Annotated in this window: 14 protein-coding genes; 8 read left to right on the top strand and 6 right to left on the bottom strand. The window is 44.7% G+C overall.

The features are described from left to right. Positions 1-135: 135 nt before the first annotated feature. Entirely contained in the window at positions 136-456 is a 321-nt protein-coding gene (locus tag FSB84_RS08815) for an HU family DNA-binding protein (protein WP_127129062.1), read from the bottom strand. A 302-nt stretch (positions 457-758) separates the two neighbouring features. On the opposite strand from FSB84_RS08815, the gene mutY reads away from it, so the two are divergent. The 7 genes from mutY to FSB84_RS08850 all read left to right on the top strand — a co-directional run bounded on the left by mutY (position 759) and on the right by FSB84_RS08850 (position 8,150). Beyond that, the gene (gene mutY, locus FSB84_RS08820) at positions 759-1,829 is read left to right on the top strand and encodes an A/G-specific adenine glycosylase (RefSeq protein WP_130541908.1); all 1,071 of its coding nucleotides are present in this window, start codon (positions 759-761) and stop codon (positions 1,827-1,829) included. Positions 1,830-1,987: 158 nt separating this feature from the next. After that, a complete protein-coding gene (locus FSB84_RS08825; protein WP_262713799.1) occupies positions 1,988-2,437 on the top strand; it encodes a single-stranded DNA-binding protein in 450 nt (149 codons plus the stop codon). Between the two features lie 115 nt (positions 2,438-2,552). Further along, entirely contained in the window at positions 2,553-3,905 is a 1,353-nt protein-coding gene (gene gldE, locus FSB84_RS08830; RefSeq protein ID WP_225980019.1) for a gliding motility-associated protein GldE, read from the top strand. Then, positions 3,902-4,492, top strand: a complete 591-nt coding sequence (gene gldD, locus FSB84_RS08835) for a gliding motility lipoprotein GldD (protein WP_130541906.1) — start codon at positions 3,902-3,904, stop codon at positions 4,490-4,492. The genes gldE and gldD overlap by 4 nt, the downstream gene beginning before the upstream one ends. A 127-nt stretch (positions 4,493-4,619) precedes the next feature. Continuing rightward, positions 4,620-5,213 carry a DUF3109 family protein gene (locus FSB84_RS08840; RefSeq protein ID WP_130541905.1) on the top strand — a complete coding sequence of 198 codons (594 nt, stop codon included), beginning with the start codon at positions 4,620-4,622 and terminating at the stop codon, positions 5,211-5,213. 12 nt (positions 5,214-5,225) lie between these two features. Next, positions 5,226-6,611 (top strand): LutB/LldF family L-lactate oxidation iron-sulfur protein, encoded by a 1,386-nt coding sequence (locus tag FSB84_RS08845; protein ID WP_130541904.1) that lies wholly within the window; start codon positions 5,226-5,228, stop codon positions 6,609-6,611. Between the two features lie 216 nt (positions 6,612-6,827). After that, positions 6,828-8,150 (top strand): polysaccharide deacetylase family protein, encoded by a 1,323-nt coding sequence (locus FSB84_RS08850; RefSeq protein ID WP_130541903.1) that lies wholly within the window; start codon positions 6,828-6,830, stop codon positions 8,148-8,150. On the opposite strand, the gene FSB84_RS08855 is transcribed toward FSB84_RS08850, so the two are convergent. From FSB84_RS08855 to FSB84_RS08875, 5 genes are all read right to left on the bottom strand, one after another. After that, the gene (locus tag FSB84_RS08855; protein ID WP_207234271.1) at positions 8,138-9,118 is read right to left on the bottom strand and encodes a DMT family transporter; all 981 of its coding nucleotides are present in this window, start codon (positions 9,116-9,118) and stop codon (positions 8,138-8,140) included. The genes FSB84_RS08850 and FSB84_RS08855 overlap by 13 nt on opposite strands. Positions 9,119-9,121: 3 nt before the next feature. Further along, on the bottom strand, positions 9,122-10,642 hold the full coding sequence (gene purH / locus FSB84_RS08860; protein ID WP_130541902.1) for a bifunctional phosphoribosylaminoimidazolecarboxamide formyltransferase/IMP cyclohydrolase: 1,521 nt from the start codon (positions 10,640-10,642) through the stop codon (positions 9,122-9,124). Between the two features lie 125 nt (positions 10,643-10,767). After that, positions 10,768-11,232 (bottom strand): hypothetical protein, encoded by a 465-nt coding sequence (locus FSB84_RS08865; protein WP_158643822.1) that lies wholly within the window; start codon positions 11,230-11,232, stop codon positions 10,768-10,770. Beyond that, entirely contained in the window at positions 11,229-12,221 is a 993-nt protein-coding gene (locus FSB84_RS08870) for a ComEC/Rec2 family competence protein (protein WP_147122106.1), read from the bottom strand. The genes FSB84_RS08865 and FSB84_RS08870 overlap by 4 nt, the downstream gene beginning before the upstream one ends. Beyond that, positions 12,194-12,865: a ComEC/Rec2 family competence protein gene (locus tag FSB84_RS08875; RefSeq protein WP_147122108.1), complete on the bottom strand. Its 672-nt coding sequence runs from the start codon at positions 12,863-12,865 to the stop codon at positions 12,194-12,196. The genes FSB84_RS08870 and FSB84_RS08875 overlap by 28 nt, the downstream gene beginning before the upstream one ends. Before the next feature lie 699 nt (positions 12,866-13,564). On the opposite strand from FSB84_RS08875, the gene FSB84_RS08880 reads away from it, so the two are divergent. Then, entirely contained in the window at positions 13,565-14,065 is a 501-nt protein-coding gene (locus FSB84_RS08880) for a hypothetical protein (RefSeq protein ID WP_130541900.1), read from the top strand. The last annotated feature ends 1,443 nt before the right edge of the window (positions 14,066-15,508 follow it).

The following is a 15,508-nucleotide window of genomic DNA, read 5'->3' on the forward strand; positions in this document are numbered from 1 at the left end:
TAGCGGCGGCAACAGGTCCGGCCTTTTGAGTTGGAACTGTTCTGCCAAAAAATAAATCAGGCAGAGGAGGGCCACTCCGCCACCTACGACGATGATCTGCTGCTTTTTCACGTCAGAATAATTTAGGCAGCAAAATTACATCTCATCGTCGGGGTTTGGTTGATCTTCTTTGATAGATTGTAACTTTTTAACTTCTGCAACAAATTCTTTTGCAGGTTTGAATGCGGGAATGTAATGTTCTGGGATGTGAACCGCAATATTCTTTTTAATGTTGCGGCCGATCTTGGCGGCTCTTTTCTTGGTGATGAAGCTACCAAAACCACGGATGTAGATGTTCTCCCCCTGGGACAAGGTGTCTTTCACTTCCTTGAACATGGTTTCCAGCGTAACCAGAACATCAACCTTCGGAATACCTGTTTTTTCAGATATTTGGTTAACGAGGTCTGCCTTTCTCATGTCGTTTGAGTTTTAAACAGTTTAAAAATTTTTTTATAGGCTATTGATCGCCCACAGGGGCAATCCGCACAAAATCAATTCTTTACCCAAATTAAAAGTTAATTCGCACATTTGCAAGAAAAGTCTAAATTATTGATTATGAATTTTCAACATGCCAGGTGCGAAAAAGTTTATAGAAACACTCATTTTCAATAAGTTATTTGTCATAACTTGTGCCAACCGCAACTTTCCCTTTTGCCGGCAGAAGTTCAAAACGGGAATGGCGGGACAGCAGAAACCACAAAAAAGAAACCTGTTTTCGGATGAAACCTGATTTTACCCGGAAATTATTGCAGTGGAACAAAGATTCCAATACAAGGTCCATGCCCTGGAAAGGAGAGAAGAACCCTTACAGGATCTGGCTTAGTGAGATCATTCTCCAGCAAACCCGCGTGGAGCAAGGATTAGCGTATTATCAGAAATTCATCGAAACATTCCCAACCATTCAACACCTGGCAGATGCACCCGAAAAGGAAGTGTTCAAATGCTGGGAAGGACTTGGTTATTACACACGCTGCAAGAACCTCATCGCTACTGCAAAAAAAGTTGCCTACGAACTGAATGGTGTATTTCCTTCCACGTATGAATCCATCAAAGAACTCAAAGGGATCGGCCCATACACTGCAGCTGCTATCGCATCCTTTGCATTCAATGAGCCCAAAGCCGTGGTGGACGGCAATGTGCAACGGGTATTGAGCCGTTACTTCGGCATCTCTACTCCCATCGATACCACTACCGGAAAAAAATTATACCAGGAACTTGCCCAGGCTCTCATAGACACAGACCAGCCTGCTGCATACAACCAGGCCATCATGGATTTTGGCGCTGTGATCTGTAAACCTCAGTCACCCTTATGCGCAATCTGTGTCCAGAACCAAGATTGCGAAGCATTCAAACATGATCTCGTAAAGCAATTACCGGTGAAAGAAAAAACACTGGTGAAGAGTACGAGATGGTTGTATTATTTTATTATCGTATCTGATGATGAGGTTTATATCCGTCAGAGAAAAGGTAAAGACATATGGGAAAACCTGCATGAGTTTGTACTCTATGAGGCTGAAGGTCCCGTGCATACTGCATTTCAGGAGCTTCCCTTCCTGAATGGATTTCTTGGTGATATACCTTTTTCCATCTGGCATATCAGCAAAATGTTCAAACAGCAGTTGACACATCAAACCATTAATGGACAGTTTATTACTGTAGATATAAGCAAACCCCTTCCCACCGGATCAGGATATTTTCAGGTTTCGAAAGCTCAATTGTCAGACTATCCATTCCCGCGATTCATCAATATGTTCCTGGAAGAAACCGCCTCCCCGGCACGATTATTTTAGGCATGTGAAAGTTGGTTTAAAACCATCCATGGATACCTGTAGAACGGCCAAATAATTGTGATAATATCTCTGAAAAAAATTAACTTTAAAAGCAATTAAAACCGACAGGCGATTCATTAACATTCAAACTTACCATTATGCGCGGTGTAAACAGGGTTATGTTAATTGGAAATTTAGGACGAGATCCGGATGTGCAATACCTGGAAGGTAATATCGCAGTAGCCAAATTCCCGCTCGCCACTACCGAAACTTTTAAAGACAGGGCTGGTAAGCTCATCTCACAAACAGAATGGCATACAGTTGTGCTCTGGCGCGGCCTGGCCGAGCTGGCTCAAAAATACCTGCATAAAGGAAGTCTGGTTTATATTGAAGGTCGTTTGCGTACCCGTAGCTGGGAAGACAAAGAGGGTAACAAGAAATTCGCTACTGAAGTGGTGGGTGATAACCTGATCATGCTGGATAAACGCTCCGACTCCGGTGGCCAAAGCTCGCATACTCCCCCCACGGTGAGAACGTGGAAGGGTTCGGTAATCACGATGTACCCCCGCCCATGCAGGAGCCCTCACCAGACCTGCCTTTCTAAGAAGCCCCTTTTCCGTTACAAGTAATATCTTTACAACCCAAATCGATAATGGTCAGGCTAAAACCTTGTGCCATACACGAAAACAACCAGCAAAACCGTTGTTTTGTCTGGCAAGCTATTGATCACGCAAACCCTTTGAGTTGGACAACCTTTCTACGCTGCTTTTTACCGGAGTGAGCTTTCAGCCTTTATTACTGGCTGTAAATGCACAATCCACCACTATTCTGGGCGCCGTAATCCTGATGTTGCTCCTTCTGAGCTTCTTCGTATCAGGAGCAAAGCTCGCATTCTTCTCACTCACCTTCCGTGACGTGAACATGCTTAAAACAAAGCAGGATACAGGTTGGAAGAGGATCGCCACCCTCCTGGAAGAACCCAGGAAACTGCAGGCCTCCCTCACTGTTGCCAATACGCTGATCAATATCGCCATCATCATTCTCTCCAATTACCTCATAGACGAGATCCTGATTTTCGACGAAGCCCAGGAAGGATCAACAATGATGATATTGCTCCGCTATGCCATCAAAGTGCTGATCATCGCTTCACTTATCATCCTTTTCGGTGAAGTGCTTCCCAAGATCAGGGCCACTCAGAATAATCTCAGGTCTGCATACGAAACCTCATTTCTTGTAGAAGTACTGTATTATGTATTCCGCAGGATCGGCGACTGGATGATTGGTCTCAGCGATTCCGTGGAAAAATTCTTCGGCGGCAGCACCGCCCGCGCCAGCATTCAGCTACAACTGGAAGCCGATATCAAAAAATCGGTAACACAGGAAGGCGAACAAAAGATCCTCGCAGGCATCTATAAATTCGCGGACATCACAGTGAAACAGGTGATGCGCACCAGGCTGGATGTGAGCGGCATCGAATACGGCATCAGCTTCGGTGAGCTTAAGAAAAGAGTGGAGGACCTGCATTATTCAAGGCTTCCCGTTTACAAGGGCAGCCTCGATGATATTGTGGGTATCGTACAAACGAAAGACATCGTTCCGCATTTGCTGGAGCCCGATACTTTCGACTGGCATACCATTCTTCGCACACCTTACTTCGTTCATGAACAGAAATATATCGAAGACCTGCTAGGTGAATTCCAGAAAAAACATATCCATTTCGCAGTAGTGGTGGATGAGTTCGGAGGCACCAGCGGTATCATCACCCTCGAAGATATCATGGAAGAGATCGTTGGTGAGATCAAAGATGAGTTCGATGAAGAAGAATCCACCAATAAAAAAATAGACGACCACACTTATATCTTCGAAGGCAGCACCATGATCCACGATGTTTGCAGCATCATGGGACTGGCCGCCGATACCTTCGACCAGGTGCGCGGTGAAAGCGATTCCCTCGCCGGCCTGGTGCTGGAGCTCGCCGGAGAGATCCCCAAAGTGAACGATACCATCAACGTGGGCGACTTCGATTTTGTGGTATTGGAAATAGAAAGAAACCGTATCAAAAAAGTGAAAGTAGTAGTGAACCCACATGCAATATGAAACCAGTAGCCCTCCTCAGCCTCATCGCCCTTTTTGTGATCAGCTGCAACAGTGAATTCACTCCCAAAAGAAGAGGGTATTACCGGATCGATTTTCCGAAACATGAATACCAGGTTTTCAATCAGCCAGGCTATCCCTATTCATTTGAGTATCCCGTTTATGCCACCGTGGTAAAGGATACCACCTTCTTTGATGCGAATCCCGAAAACCCTTACTGGGTCAATATCGAGATCCCACGCTTTAATGGAAAAGTGTACATCAGCTACAAGAATGTAAACAGCAGGGATGACTTCATGAAACTGGTGAACGACGCCTACAAAATGACCTACAAACATTCCTCCAAAGCCACGGAAATAACGGATTCGGCTATGCGAACTCCCAATGGTGTTCACGGCATGTACTTCCAGGTGGGAGGGAATGCCGCCACAGCCAAACAGTTCTTCCTTTCCGATACCACCAAACATTTCCTGCGCGGCGCCCTTTATTTTGACGCTACTCCCAATGAGGACTCCCTTTCTGTTGTGAATGATTTTTTGCAGGAAGATCTGAAGCATTTGATCAATACGCTGAAGTGGAACTTGCAATGAGTGCCCGGGAAGTAACAAGGGGCCAGTTGTTTGCCTTCTGCGGGTGACCTGTATTTGTTCACCTTCCGGTGAACACTCATAGTGCATCAGCAATTTCCCTTAAATTTGCTTCATAAAACTCAATAGCGTGATAGCAGTAGACAATGTATTGATCAGTGACGATATTGCCAAAGAGCAATTTGTCTGCGATCTCTCCAAATGTAAGGGAGGTTGCTGTGAAGAAGGAGATGCCGGAGCGCCACTGGAGGAAGCCGAGCTGGACCTGATGGTGGAGCTCTATCCAAAGATCGTTTCTTACCTCACGCCTGAAGCTATCAAAGAAATCGAAAAGAAAGGTAAATACGTTTACCATAAAGAATTCGGATGGGTAACCCCCACCCTTGGAAACGACAATGAGATCTGCGTTTACGGTACCCGCGATGAACAGGGCATCATCAAATGTGCATTCGAGCAAGCCTATTACGATGGTAAGATCGGATGGAAGAAACCGATCAGTTGTCATTTCTTCCCCATCATTCAGAAGAGTGGCCGTGATGGCGACTATGATCGCATGAATTACGAGCCACGCGAAGTACTCTGCAAACCTGCCTGCAGTTTCGGTAAGAAGCTGAAAGTGCCGGTTTACCAATTCCTGAAAGAACCCATCATCCGCAAATACGGAGAAGCATTTTACGAAGCACTGGAAAAAGTGGCGAAAGACAATTTCCCACCCAAAACATAAAGCCTGGCAACAATGAGTGATATCCTCTCTTCCTTCATGGCCAAAAGCACCATCAAGGCTGGTGATCTCGAACACCGCCGTAAAGTGGCTTTCAATATCAGCAGATATGATGCTGTGGTGCCCGTTGGCAAGCAACAATTCCAGGATGTACACCTCGCCCGCGAGCGCGCCAAGAACGTGAAATGGAGAGCCATCGAAATGCTGGACCAGTACCTGGAGGAATTCGAATCCAATATCACCAGGCGTGGCGCCAAAGTGATTTGGGCAGAAGATGCCAAACAAGCCCTGGAAGAAGTGGCGAAGATCTGCGCAGAGAAGAATTGCAAAACCATCGTGAAGAGCAAGAGCATGGTAACCGAAGAGATCCATCTCAACGATTACCTGGAAAAAAAAGGAATTGAAAGCGTTGAGACCGATCTCGGCGAATACATCCAGCAACTGGACGAAGAGCCGCCCTATCATATCGTAACGCCTGCCATGCACAAGAGCAAGGAAGATGTTGCAAAACTGTTCTACGATAAGCTGGGAACCGCGCCCAATCTGAGCCCCAGTGAGCTCACACTCGTAGCCCGCGAAAAGCTCCGCAAAAAATATGTTGAGGCAGAGATCGGTATCACCGGCGCCAATTTCATCATTGCAGATGTTGGCGGCATCGCTGTTACGGAGAATGAAGGCAATGCAAGACTGAGCTGTGCATTCCCCAAAACGCATATCGTGATCTGTGGTATCGAGAAGATCATTCCTTCCGTTACCGATCTGGGGCTGTTCTGGCCGCTGCTCGCCACTTACGGAACAGGACAACGCATCACTGTTTATAATACCATCGTAACCGGGCCGAAGCAGGCGAATGAAACCGATGGCCCGGAAGAAATGTACGTGATCCTGCTGGACAATGGCCGGACCAATATCCTGGCCAACGAAAAAACAAGGGAAAGTCTTTACTGCATACGTTGTGGCGCCTGCCTCAACGCATGTCCTGTATACAAGAATATTGGCGGGCATGCTTATGGAACTACCTATAGCGGCCCCATCGGTTCTGTGATCACACCGCACCTGAAAGAGCTGGACGAATGGAAACACCTCAGCTATGCTTCCTCGCTTTGTGGCAACTGCACTGAAGTATGTGCCGTGAAGATCAACCTGCACGAGCTATTGCTGGAAAACAGGCATGAAGCTGTAGAAGAAGGCGCCAGCAGTTTCGCTGAAAGGATCGCCTGGAAAATGTGGAAGAAAGCCAGTCTCAGCCGCAAAATGATGAACATGGGCAACCAGAAAGTGAAGAATTGGGCTGCCAATAAAATGTTCAAGGGTTGGACTGCACATCGGGGCGATCTCCAGTTCCCGGAAAAAACTTTCAATGAACAATGGAAAGAGAAGTTTGAACCGAAGAAAAAATAATCCGGATTGCGCCGGATCATTGATTGGTCAAACAGCAATCTACCCAATAACCCGCAGCGGATTTCGAAACTTTGCGGTTACCCCCTGCTTCATAAGCATTCGAAATAGTAGAATTCCAATTGGATTTGATGCAGATCAATCCTGGCGGGAATTCCACTTATCTTTTTTCAAATCCCCGATACAATTATCAACCTACTTTTATATTTTGTGTAACTGATGCTGCTGCTCTACACTCATACTGTTACACCACGGTTGGAATATATCGTTGACTTTTTCAGCAGGGAATTGTTTGATGAACCGATTGAAGTAACCTCCAGCCGGGCCGCTTACAATGCCAGTATTCAACCCAGGATCAACTACTCCGGACAGGCGTTCTCCGACAATGAATTCTTCATTGAACATACCAGCCTGTTATTTGAAAAAGGTATTCGCGATCAACCCATCGAATGCTTTGAAGTGAATTTTCACAAAGCCTTTTTTCAAACCCGCGGGGATTTTCCATTCGACATTTTTGCCGCATCATTTTATCTGCTCAGCCGATACGAAGAATATCTTCCTCATAAAAAAGATGAGTATGGCCGTTATGCACATACCAATTCACTGGCGTTCCGCGAAGGATTCCTTCAACAGCCTCTCGTGAATATCTGGATGGAAGAATTCAGGAAAGCACTGCAACAGAAATTTCCAAACCTTCGCTTCAAGGGAAGGAATTTCAAATGCATCCTGTCTTACGATATCGACATGGCCTGGTCTTATCGCCACAAAGGCTTCATGAGGAATATGGGAGGATTTGCCAGGAGCATCAAAAATGGCAACTGGAATCAGGTGAAAGAAAGATGGGAAGTTGTGCGCGGTAAAAGAAAGGACCCCTTCGATTGTTTCGAGTGGCTGGACGCGTTGCATCTCTATTGCAGATTGAAGCCCTATTACTTTTTCCTCGTTGCAAAAAAACAAACCGGATACGATAAGAATACATCGCCCGATGTAAAACAATTCCAGGACCTGGTAGAATATTATTCCAACAGCTACAAAGTGGGATTGCATCCCAGCTGGCAGACGGGCGATGATGAAGAACTGTTCGAATCCGAACTGGAGTGGATGGAAGACGTTACCGGCAGGGCCATCATTCACAGTCGTCAACATTATATCCGGTTCACATTACCTGACACTTTCCGCACACTCACCAATCTCGGCATCCAAAAGGAATTTTCGATGGGATACGGTACCATCAACGGTTTCAGGGCATCCGTCTGTTCATCTTTCTATTGGTACGACCTGGAAAAAGATGATCCCACCACTCTGATGTTATATCCCTTTTGCTTTATGGACGCCAACGCTTACTACGAACAAAAATTCACGCCACAGCAGGCATACACAGAGCTCATGCAATACTACTCCACGGTAAAAAAGCTTAATGGGATGCTGGTAACTGTCTGGCATAATTCCATTCTCGGCACAGACAGTGCTTTTGCCGGCTGGCGCGAGATGTTTGAACTCTTCATGAAAGAAACAGTGTACTGGGATGCTTACTGCGACTGATCTTTCACTTTCTCCTGATTTTTGAAAGCCTTATTGATGAGGCGAACGCCAATGAGGATCACAGCTCCGCCGATAGCGATGTAGATGCTCAGTTTTTCATCGAACCAGATGGAACCGAGCAGGATCGCTACTATCGGGTTGATATATGCGTAGATCGATAACTGCTCTGTTGGCAGATGCTGTAACGCATACAGGTAAGCGATGAAGGAAACCACCGAACCGATGATCACCAGGTAAGCCAGCGCCGCCCAGGCCTGCCAGGGAATGCTGCTGTAAGGGATCGTCATTCCCGTGCCATTGGCTACGCCCGAGAGGATGATGCCGCCGATCAGCATTTGCAGGCCCAAACTGAAATACGGATTGAAAGCCGTTGCCTGTTGTTTTGTGTAGATGGTTCCAAATGCCCAGCTCCAGGCCCCTGCCAGCGAAAGAATGATCCCGAACCGGAAATCCGGGTTCAGGAAATCCACGAGATGATCATAGAAGATGGTGCATACTCCTGCAAAACCCAGAAGCAATCCAAGGATGGCATTTCGTGGTAGTTTCACTTTGGAGACTGTCAGATGTATCACAACGATCCAGAGTGGAAAAGTAGCGGCGATGATGGCTCCCAGTCCTGCGGAAATGTATTGTACTGCCCAGGTGGTAAGTCCATTTGTGAAAGTGATGTTCAGCAGGCTCAGCACCAGGATGGGCATCCATTCCTTTCCTCTGGGCCATTGCATGCCTTTGGCGGTAAAATAAATGATGTAGAGAATGCCGCCGGCCAGTTGGCGGATGCCTGCCATCTGGAGGGCAGGCATGTAGAGTACGCCTTGCCGTGAGGCGATCCAGGTGGTGCCCCAGAGAAAGCACACCAGTCCCAATGCTATGAGTGCTTTGGAACGGGTGCCTTTCTTTTTCAGAAATGGGGTTGATATATTAGTTGATGCACACATGTTATAGATCAGGAAGTGCGCATCGCGCAATTCTTAGTGTTTGAAATGGCGCATGCCGGTCATTACCATGGCGAGGTTATGTTCTTTGCAATACTCGATACTGTCTTTATCGCGAACAGAACCTCCGGGTTGAATGAATGCTGCGATACCCGCTGCATGGCCGATCTGCACGCAATCATTGAAGGGGAAGAAAGCATCGCTGGCAAGTACTGCGCCGTTCAGGTCGAAATTGAATTGCTTCGCTTTTTCGAGAGCCTGACGGAGTGAATCGATGCGGCTGGTTTGTCCGCAACCTTTGCCAACCAGTTGTTTGTTTTTCACCAGTGCGATGGCGTTTGACTTCAGGTGCTTGCACACGAGGTTAGCGAAGATGAGATCGGATCTTTCAGCTTCGGTGGTTTCCCTGCCTCCGGCTTCTTCCCATTTCTCATAATTGCCTTCATCGGGTTTTTGCGCCAGAACACCGTTCAGTACAGCTTTGAATTCTTCTTTCTTCTTCAACTGGTTGATTTGCTGAAGGAGGATCCTGTTCTTCTTTGATTTCAGAACAGTCAGTGCATCTTCATCAAATGCAGGTGCGATCAATACTTCGAAGAAGATTTCGTTGATAGCGTCTGCAGTGGCCTTGTCGATGGTTTTGTTGCAAACCAGTACGCCACCGAATGCGCTTTCAGGATCACCTGCCAGGGCTGCGTCCCAAGCTTCTTTCACAGATGGGCGGGAAGCGATGCCACAGACATTGGTATGTTTGATGATGGCAAAAACTGGTGTGCCTTCTCCGCTGAATTCATCAATGAGTTGAACGGCTGCATCCACATCAACAAGATTGTTGTAAGAAAGTTCTTTTCCATTGAGCTGGTTGAATATCTTTTCCAGGTTGCCGAAGAAAACGCCGGCCTGGTGTGGGTTTTCGCCATAACGCATGATGCGTGGATTGGGGAAAGATTCCTGGAAATAGTTGGTGTGTTGTGGATTGAAATATTGTGCGATGGCTACATCATAGTGAGCTACGATCTCAAAAGCGCGTGCAGCCAGTTGTTTGCGTTGTTCGAGGGTGGTGGCTCCGGATTGTTCGCGAAGGAGTTGTTCCAGGTATGCGTAATCGCTTTTTGCGGCAACTACTACTACGTCTTTGAAGTTCTTGGCAGCGCCGCGGATCATGGAAGGTCCGCCGATATCGATCTTTTCGATAATGAGTTTTTCTTCAGAAGTGGTGGCCACTGTTTCTTCGAAGGGGTAAAGGTCTACGATCACCAGGTCGATCTCCGGGATATTGTACTGTTTCATTTCCTGGAGGTCCTGATCCAGGTCCCTTCTTCCGAGGATGCCACCAAACACAGATGGGTGCAGGGTTTTAACGCGACCACCGAGAATGGATGGATAGGTGGTAAGATTTTCTACAGGCACAACGGGAATGCCCAGTTTTTCAATAAAGCTTTGAGTACCTCCGGTGGAGTAGATGGTGATGCCCTGCTGATGCAGTTGTTGAACTACGGGCTCGAGGCCATCTTTATAAAAAACGGAAATAAGCGCTGATTGAATTTTTTTGGTCATAACATTAATTGATGCGTTCGAAAAAGTATGCAGGTAAGCGATCGTGAGTTCTATTCCTACAGAAGATTGACTGGCAAAGGCTTGCTGCAAGGGTCTTAAAAAGAAGGCGCAAAGGTAATTCAAATTCAATAGGCATTCAAAACAAAAGCTCCTTTCTCTGCCGTGAAATGGCAGGGGATACCGGCTTCCCGGCAGACTGAGCGCCATTCAAGGGCCAATTTCGCTGAATTGGACCCATCTACCACCACCTGTGTTGTTGGAAGCCGGGTCAGCAGGCTGTACGGGTCCACGTATGGGTTATGGGAGATCAGCAGCAGGTCTGCGGGCGGAACAGGCCCTGATGGCGGTGGTGGCAAGTGGAAGGCTGAATCTATGATGATCATTGTTTGTGAGCCTACCCTGACCAGGTTCTCATCTTTATACACTCCTTTCAGGGAACCGGATTGACTGACTTCAAACAAATCCCTTGCGGGGTTGAGCGTGTAGAGTTGCACCTGAAAACTTTGTTGGATAGTACTATCGCCTGTGTAAACAAACCTGTTCCCGATGATACAATCGATGGCAGTTGCGTTGGGGATCTGATAGATCACAAGGTATTGTTGTTTCCGGGTACGGTATGCTTCGGTTGCACCGATGCTGAAATAAGCAAGCAGTAAAATGAGCGCGGCGAAAACCATGATTTTCTTTTGTGCAGCAACCAGATTGTAAAGGCAGTAATGACTCCGTAGAGCAGCCAAACCTGAACCAGGTTGATATTGATTTGAGTGATGGAAGTGAAGGGTAGCTGATCTATTCTTTCTACAATACCATTCATGACCCTGATAAGCCATGAAAGCAGCGTACCTGTTGGCCTGGCCAGAATGGGCATAAAGCTAAGGAGGCAGAGCAGTATTTCGCCCAGTAATATTCCGCTTGAGAGTGGAATGGCGATGAGATTGGTGAGTACAAAGAAAACGGGGAACTGATGGAAGAGAAAAAGAATTACCGGAAGGGTGAGTATTTGCGCTGCGATGGTGGTAGATATGTGTTTCCAGATATGGTCAAGCCATTGCCAGGATATATTGATGGCATCGTAAATAGTTTGCTGGAAAAGCGCCAGGCTGGCTACTGCGGTGTAGGAGAGCTGGAAGCCTGCATCCCAGAGCCAGTATGGGTTATAGCAGAGAAGAAGGAATGCGGAAGCTGCGAGTGAATTAAATATCGAAGCCTGTTTTGAAAGGCTATTGCCGATAGCGATGCATGTGAACATCACGGCCGACCTGAAGATGGAAGGAGAGCCGCCTGCAAGGAAGCCGAATGCCCAGAGGCCTGCGATGATGAAGATGGGGCGAAAGATCCTCGTCCATTTTTTGTTTCCAAGAGGTTGGCAGATGAGTGAAAGCAGCATGTAGATGAGGCCGAGATGCAATCCTGAAATAGCGATCACATGAATAACGCCGGTGTTGGAGTAGGATTGAATGAGGGATTTGTGGAGGTCTTCTTTGTAGCCGATGAGCAGTGCTTCTGCGAGTCCTGCTTCTTTGGGCCCGGGGATGTAGCGTCGAAGAATGTTTACAATGGAATCGCGAAGAATGAACATTGATTTTTTAAGTGAGGAAGGGGCTTATGCGATAATTTTTTCAGGTCATTTTCTGCCAGGTAAGCCTGATAAAAAATGCCCTGGAATTCGCACCATGATTTATAGTTGAAACTTCCGGGGTTTACCGTGGCTTTCACGGGGTGTAATTGCTTGCGGAAAACGATCTTGTCACCGTAATATAAACCCTGGTTGCTGCGTGTTTTCTGAAGGTAAAGGATGATGGTTGTTTTGATGGGGATGAGGGTTTGACCGGAAATGCGGTGTGTAAGTTGGGCGATGGTTTTGTATGAGTTTGGTTTTTCGGTTACTGGTTCCAGGAGGGAGGCGATATATGTATAGGCGGAATCCTCGATGTGGGCTATGGGTGTGGGTTTCAGCGAATCGGTTTTAATGTGCATCCTCCATGCGCCGGCAGTAGTGAGGAGTATCAGTAATGTATATGCGAGCTGGTATTTGAATTTAAAGAGGGTGGTAATGGAGCTGTTGGAGAGGAGGATGACAACAGTGGTTGTGATAGTGGCGGAAATGATCAAATAAATGGGTGGACAATATGTATAGAATTGGATAACAATGCCTGTGCAGAATGGGAGGAGCAGGCGGAGAAATGGCGCCTGTTTCCAGGCAATTAAGGTTGCAGCATACATAATAAATAAAACTGAAATGAGTTAGAGAAATGATGCTGTACCTGGATTTGAGTGCGATTTGGATTGGCATTTGGTGGGTATCGGAAGCTGGTGATACCCCGCTTTTTTGGCGGGGCAATATGCTAAACTCTAAGAAAGGTTGAGATTCTGAAGTTCAGGACATTGATACCAGCTTAACCCGAAAAAAGAAAAGGATAAGGATAAGGCCAATGGTTGGTTAATAGCTTGATCTGTTAGAATGAGTTGGGCGGATTTTTTAAAACCCGGTTCAGAAAAAAATTTCCTCAAGTATTTGTTGAGCAAAGAACTTGAGGAAATCTGTCGGCGGGTTTTCACAGGAGTATTGGACTTTGAAAAACGGGATGATAGCAACTCTCCGATATCTAATATCAGACAAAAAATGGGATTGGGGCTGAAAAGCTGCTTTTATTAGGTACGGGATTTTATCCGTATAAAAGACGGTGCAAAATGCCCCGTTTTTTCACGGTATAAAATGGCGATGTTTTTACGGTATTATGGCGATGTTTTCAACGGATTTTAGCAATTTGATTTAACTTGGAACCTTGAAAGCCTTCGCTTTATGGATAATATTAATTTGTAATCATTTGACTAACACTCATTTGTAACCGAAATGCTGTCTGGTTACGGGTATACATTTACACTCGTAATTCAATTATTCAATTATAAACCCCCCAGACTATGACAGCTATTGAAACAAAATCCTTAAAGGTTGGCAAATACGTTGATACTGCCCATGTAGACACCTTGATCAGAAATTATAAGCAAGAGAGGTGGAGGCAGAATAGTGAACGCTTGGGGAAAGAGGATTCACTCAGCGTTTGGTTTAGTGTTGAAGAACTCGAAGAGTTTATTGCCAATATCAAAGACTACAATGCAACAGGTGTACGATTTTATTTCGGAGCTTACCCAAATTTGCATATCAATAAAAAAGGTGAGGATGGACGCCAAACTATTGTCATGGTGGCTACTAAGAACCAAATAACCGAGGATGGTAATGTCGAAAAAAATATTCACATTTCTTCACAAAGCGGAATCAGCATCCTTGCTTACAATATGGGACAATATTGCCCACCAACTTGCCCAACGCCCAGAAAACCAACTCCAGGCGACAGCGATGATTGGGGCGGACTTGGCATTACAATTGTTGATAAAGGTGAACAAGGCTTAGCGGTAATCTAAAGTTAACTTACAAGAGATATTTAACCCTTTGCTTCGGCAAGGGGTTTTTTTATGTTTAGAGATGTACAAAAGGGAATTATAAACTAATTTAGTAGTGATGAATTTCCCTTCATTGGTAATCCAGATTATTAGCTTATTAATTTCTTCCTTCTTAATTTTCAGAAGGAATACACCAAGGTATATTAAGGTCTTTCCATTTTTCTTATTGGTAACGGTTATTATTGAAATAATCGGTTATGAGCTTTGGATGAATGGAATCAAGACAACATTATTATACAACTTTTTTACAACTCTAGAGTTTGAGTTTTACTTATTTCTGCTTTATAACATAATACAGAATTCCAAATTTCGGAAAGCTATTTTCTATTGTATTTGCTTTTATCCTGTTTTAGTAATAGCAAACATTTGCCTGATTCAAATCAATACATTTCACACAATTACCTATGCATTCGGATGCTTGTTAATTGTGGCAGTTTGTATTTATTATTTCTTCGAATTATTTCAATACCCTAAATCTGTAGATTTAAAGCGTGAACCAGCATTTTGGATGTGTTCAGGTTTATTGTTTTTTTATTGCTGCAGCTTCCCTCTTTTTGGATTACTGAATTTTCTTCATGGTGTATCAGGAGTAATAATGAGGAATTTAGCTTCCATAGTTATGATTCTAAATATTCTGCTTTACACATCCTTCATTATAGCTTTCTTGTGTAATTTGAAAGTTCGGAAGGTGAAAATACATAGATAAAAAATATTATATTGTGATTCGATAAACAGGAAGGAAGTTTTTATTATTAAAAGCAAACCTTGATGTATTACCAAATAACACAGTCGATCTATTTTACTTCAATTCTTGTAGCCTTCTTAACTAGTCTCACTGCTTATTCCAGATTCAATAAGACTACTTATCTTAAATATTTCGCTCCATTTCTATTAATCACTTTAGGAGTAGAAGTAGCGGCTAAAATTATCGAGGAAAGATCTGGAAATAATCAGTACTTATTTAATTTCTTCTCTGTATTAGGATTCATGTTTTACTTCTTCATCTTGTATAAAGGAATTACTAATTTGATAATGAAAAGAATTATCCTAGGTCTCATTGTCATTTACCCATTATTCGCATTTTATATCATCTTCTTTGTTCAAGGGGTCTATGTATTTCATACAATTTCTTTTGGGATAGGAGCCTTATTAATTGTACTAATTTGTATTTTTTACTTTAAGTGGCAATTTTTTGAGACCCCAATTGAAGTAGATATTAGAAGAGATCCTCTCGTATTTATATGTCTAGGTTTAGTATTATTTCACACAATCACTTTTACTTATTTCTCTGGAATCCATTTTTTCAAAGGCCTTTCAACGTCGTTCGTAAGAAATATGACTTTAGTTTGTATGATATGTAATTATGCTCTATATGCTTTTTTTACCGTCGCATTTCTAGTGAAT

This window comes from Pseudobacter ginsenosidimutans, assembly GCF_007970185.1.
Lineage (GTDB): Bacteria > Bacteroidota > Bacteroidia > Chitinophagales > Chitinophagaceae > Pseudobacter > Pseudobacter ginsenosidimutans.

What these genes read in the sequence shown, in the direction of transcription:
- FSB84_RS08815 (WP_127129062.1), bottom strand. Translation starts at nt 456, where the DNA reads ATGAGAAAGGCAGACCTCGTTAACCAAATATCTGAAAAAACAGGTATT.
- mutY (WP_130541908.1), top strand. Translation starts at nt 759, where the DNA reads ATGAAACCTGATTTTACCCGGAAATTATTGCAGTGGAACAAAGATTCC.
- FSB84_RS08825 (WP_262713799.1), top strand. Translation starts at nt 1,988, where the DNA reads ATGTTAATTGGAAATTTAGGACGAGATCCGGATGTGCAATACCTGGAA.
- gldD (WP_130541906.1), top strand. Translation starts at nt 3,902, where the DNA reads ATGAAACCAGTAGCCCTCCTCAGCCTCATCGCCCTTTTTGTGATCAGC.
- FSB84_RS08845 (WP_130541904.1), top strand. Translation starts at nt 5,226, where the DNA reads ATGAGTGATATCCTCTCTTCCTTCATGGCCAAAAGCACCATCAAGGCT.
- FSB84_RS08850 (WP_130541903.1), top strand. Translation starts at nt 6,828, where the DNA reads ATGCTGCTGCTCTACACTCATACTGTTACACCACGGTTGGAATATATC.
- purH (WP_130541902.1), bottom strand. Translation starts at nt 10,642, where the DNA reads ATGACCAAAAAAATTCAATCAGCGCTTATTTCCGTTTTTTATAAAGAT.
- FSB84_RS08870 (WP_147122106.1), bottom strand. Translation starts at nt 12,221, where the DNA reads ATGTTCATTCTTCGCGATTCCATTGTAAACATTCTTCGACGCTACATC.
- FSB84_RS08875 (WP_147122108.1), bottom strand. Translation starts at nt 12,865, where the DNA reads ATGTATGCTGCAACCTTAATTGCCTGGAAACAGGCGCCATTTCTCCGC.
- FSB84_RS08880 (WP_130541900.1), top strand. Translation starts at nt 13,565, where the DNA reads ATGACAGCTATTGAAACAAAATCCTTAAAGGTTGGCAAATACGTTGAT.